This window comes from Sphingomonas sp. (assembly GCF_031361285.1).
Classification (GTDB): domain Bacteria; phylum Pseudomonadota; class Alphaproteobacteria; order Sphingomonadales; family Sphingomonadaceae; genus Sphingomicrobium.
Window position 1 is genome coordinate 1 of record NZ_JANMCO010000031.1, and the last position, 3,575, is coordinate 3,575.

Annotated in this window: 3 protein-coding genes and 1 pseudogene; 3 read left to right on the top strand and 1 reads right to left on the bottom strand. The window is 66.3% G+C overall.

Features of this window, described 5'->3' with window-relative positions:
* The 3 genes and pseudogenes from RMO25_RS02835 to astD all read left to right on the top strand — a co-directional run.
* Positions 1-298: pseudogene (locus RMO25_RS02835) on the top strand (TonB-dependent receptor); the annotation flags it as partial.
* An 84-nt stretch (positions 299-382) separates the two neighbouring features.
* The gene (locus tag RMO25_RS02840) at positions 383-1,774 is read left to right on the top strand and encodes a protein adenylyltransferase SelO family protein (RefSeq protein WP_309661096.1); all 1,392 of its coding nucleotides are present in this window, start codon (positions 383-385) and stop codon (positions 1,772-1,774) included.
* 33 nt (positions 1,775-1,807) lie between these two features.
* Entirely contained in the window at positions 1,808-3,235 is a 1,428-nt protein-coding gene (gene astD, locus RMO25_RS02845) for a succinylglutamate-semialdehyde dehydrogenase (RefSeq protein WP_309661097.1), read from the top strand.
* A gap of 42 nt (positions 3,236-3,277) precedes the next feature.
* On the opposite strand, the gene RMO25_RS02850 is transcribed toward astD, so the two are convergent.
* Positions 3,278-3,575: DnaB-like helicase C-terminal domain-containing protein (locus tag RMO25_RS02850; protein ID WP_309661098.1), on the bottom strand; the 298-nt coding region annotated here is incomplete at its 5' end.

Here is a 3,575-nt window from a genome sequence, read left to right on the forward strand (position 1 = left end):
CGGACAGTCGCGCTACCGCTCGGAAATGGCATTGTCGGTCGACAGTACCGTAATCAACGGCAGCGTCGGCACGACCACGCGGATCGATGGCCTGTTTTCCGACCCCTACTGGATCCATGACGCCCGAGTGGTTTGGGAAGATGCTGACCGCTTGCTCAATGTCGGACTTTACGTCCAGAATTTGAGCGACAAGGTTTACAAGACCGAAGGCCAGGACTTCTCGTCGATCGGCAGCATCCGGACAGTCTATTACGGCGCGCCGCGGACGTATTATGTCAAAATCGGAGTGAAGTTCTAGGACGAACGCGGTTCTCCTCGGGCGCGGCTGACCGTCCGCCCAGGGGCGCTTGCTTCAAGCGAGCGCCCCGTGCGAGGCGGCGGCATGCCCGCTCCCTACCGACCAGATCCCAAGATCCTCGACCTCGGCCCGGACTTCTACGACCCCGTCGAGCCAGCGCCCTTCCCCAAGGCGATCCCGCGCTTCCTCAACCAGCGCTGGGCGGCCCGCGTCGGCCTCGGTGAGTTCGACGATGCTACTTGGGCCGCGCACTTCTGCCGTTTCGAACCACTCCTCCAAAACCTCCCCCAACCGCTCGCCCTGCGCTATCACGGTCACCAGTTCCGCGTGTACAATCCTGACATCGGCGACGGCCGCGGCTTCCTCTTCGCTCAGCTGCGCGACGACCGAAATCGCCTGCTCGACCTCGCCACCAAGGGCTCCGGAACCACCCCCTACAGCCGCACTGCCGACGGCCGGCTGACGCTCAAGGGTGGGTTACGCGAAGTGCTCGCGACCGAGATGCTCGAGGCGCTCGGCGTCAACACCTCGAAGACCTTCGCTTTGTTCGAAACCGGCGAGGAGTTGGTCCGCGGCGACGAGCCCTCCCCGACCCGCTCGGCGGTACTCACCCGCATCGGCTACGGCCACATCCGCATCGGCACCTTCCAGCGCCTCGCCTTCTTCGGCGAGACCGACAACATCAACAAGCTCGTCCGCTACTGCCTCGCCAACCTCTACGCCGAGCAGCCTTCGAACGACCCCGCCGCCGATGCGCTGCGCCTGTTCGACCTCGTCTCCGCTGCCACCGCCAACCTCGCCGCCGGTTTTTTGGCCGCGGGCTTCGTCCATGGCGTGCTCAACAGCGACAATATCGCCATCACGGGCGAAAGCTTCGACTATGGCCCGTGGCGCTTCGCGCCCGATTGGGACCCGGATTTCACCGCCGCTTATTTCGATCACCACGGCCTCTACGCGTTCGCCCGCCAGCCCGAAGCGATCCACTGGGACCTGGCACAACTCGCCGGCTGCCTCGCCATGGTCACCGATGCGCCGCCGCTGTCCGACCTGCTGGACGGCTGGAGCGAGCGCTTCGAGACGGCGCTGTTCCAGGCGCTGATCAAACGGCTTGGCGTGTCCCCACTCGGCACCGACCAGGATCGGGCCGTAGCCGCCACCTTGATGGCCGCCCTCCAATCCCGGCTAGGCACCATCGACCGCATCTTCTTCGACTGGCGCGGCGGCCGCGATCCTGGTGCGTCGCGCTATCCCGCCCCACCGTTTCGCGCGCTCGCCGCTGCGCTGCGCGGCCGCGAGCGCCCGGTAACTCATCCCTATTGGGCCGATCTCGAACCCTGCTCGATGCACATCGATGAGGTCGAGGCGATCTGGGCGGCGATCGCCGAGCGCGACGACTGGAATCCGTTTGAATCCAAAGTCGCCGCGATCCGCCGGATGGGCGAGGCGATGGACGCCGATGCGTCCGCCCCGGCTTGACGCAGCAGCCAAGTTCGTGGAGCGCGCTTGCTGATGGCTGAAAAACTGGTCTCGACCGAACCGGCAACTGGCGCCGAAATCTGGTCGGGCGAAATCGGCGACGCGGCCGCAGAGGTTGCTTCTGCCCGAACCGCTGCCGGCGGGTGGGCCGCGCATTCGCTGTCCTACCGCAGCGAGGCCGTCCGGCGGTTCGCCAATGTCGTGCGCCAGCGCGAAACCGAATTCGCCACGCTCATTGCCCGCGAAACCGGCAAGCCAATGTGGGAAGCCAAGACCGAGGTCGCGGCGGTCATCAACAAGGTCCAGATCTCGATCGACGCTTATTCGGAGCGCACGCCGCAGCGCAGGCTCGAGGCCGCGCTCGGCAACAAGATCGCGGTCCGCCACAAGCCCCATGGCGTGCTTGCGGTGCTCGGCCCGTATAACTTCCCGGCACACCTGCCAAACGGCCACATCGTCCCGGCGCTGATCGCCGGCAATGCATTGGTCTTCAAACCGTCGGAGAAGACCCCCGCGACCGGCGCTTTGCTGGTCGAATGCTTCCACCAGGCGGGCGTGCCCGAGGGCGTCGTGCGCCTGCTGATCGGCGGCCCGGAAGAAGGGCGGGCGCTCGCTGCCGAGCCGGGCATCGACGGGCTGTTGTTCACCGGTTCGGCCCGCGCCGGCCGGGCCTTGCACCGGCAGTTCGCCGAAGCCCCGCACAAGATCCTCGCGCTCGAGCTTGGCGGCAATAATCCACTGGTGGTGTGGGACGCCAAGGACATCGACGCGGCCGCGGTCATTGCCGTTCAATCGGCCTATCTTTCGGCCGGGCAGCGCTGCACCGCGGCGCGGCGCCTGATTGTCGAGGACGGCCAGGAAGGCCCGCTGGTCGAGGCGATCCTGCGCTTGGTCGACCGGCTCATCGTCGGCGAGCCGTTCGCCGACCCGCCGCCATTCATGGGGCCGATGATCGACAACGCGGCCGCCGATCATCTGCAGGAGCAATGGCTCGGCCTGATGATGAAGGGCGGCAAGCCGGTGCGGCGGCTCGATCGTCCAAGCGAGGCGCTGCCTTTCCTCACCCCCGCCCTGATCGACGTCACCGACGTCGCGGACCGCCCCGACGAGGAGATGTTCGGGCCCGTGATGCAACTGATCCGGGTCAAGGATTTCGATGCCGCGATCGACGAGGCCAACGCCACCCGCTTCGGGCTCGCGGCCAGCCTCGTCGGCGGAAGCCCCGAACTGTACGACAAATTCTGGGCGAACGTCCGCGCCGGAGTCATCAACTGGAACAAGCCGACCAACGGCGCCCCGTCGAATGCTCCGTTTGGCGGGGTCGGACTGTCGGGCAACCACCGCCCGAGCGCGTTCTACGCCGCCGATTATTGCGCCTATCCGGTGACCAGCAGCGAGACGGCCCTGGCCCGCGCCAAGATCGATCAGGGGCTCAAGGACCCCGACATGCTCGAAGGCTAGGCTTAACGCCGCCTGCCCTCCCCGACAGGCGGCGCCCCCGCCCTAACTGTTGCGCATCTCCGGCAAATAACTGTCGTCAACGACGTCGCTGAACTTGGTGATCCGGCTGTCGAACTTGAGCCGCACCTTGCCGGTCGCGCCGTGACGCTGCTTGGCGACGATCAGCTCGGCCAGGCCATAGACCCGGCTCATGTCTCGCGCCCATTCCTCATGCTGCTCATGGGCCTTGGCGTCGTCGCCTTCGACCGGCCGCTTGGGCTCGCGCGACGCGACGTAATAATCCTCGCGGTAGATGAACAGCACGATGTCCGCGTCCTGCTCGATCGATCCCGACTCGCGC

Coding starts and splice junctions, on each gene's coding strand:
- RMO25_RS02840 (WP_309661096.1), top strand. CDS start 383: ATGCCCGCTCCCTACCGACCAGATCCCAAGATCCTCGACCTCGGCCCG.
- astD (WP_309661097.1), top strand. CDS start 1,808: ATGGCTGAAAAACTGGTCTCGACCGAACCGGCAACTGGCGCCGAAATC.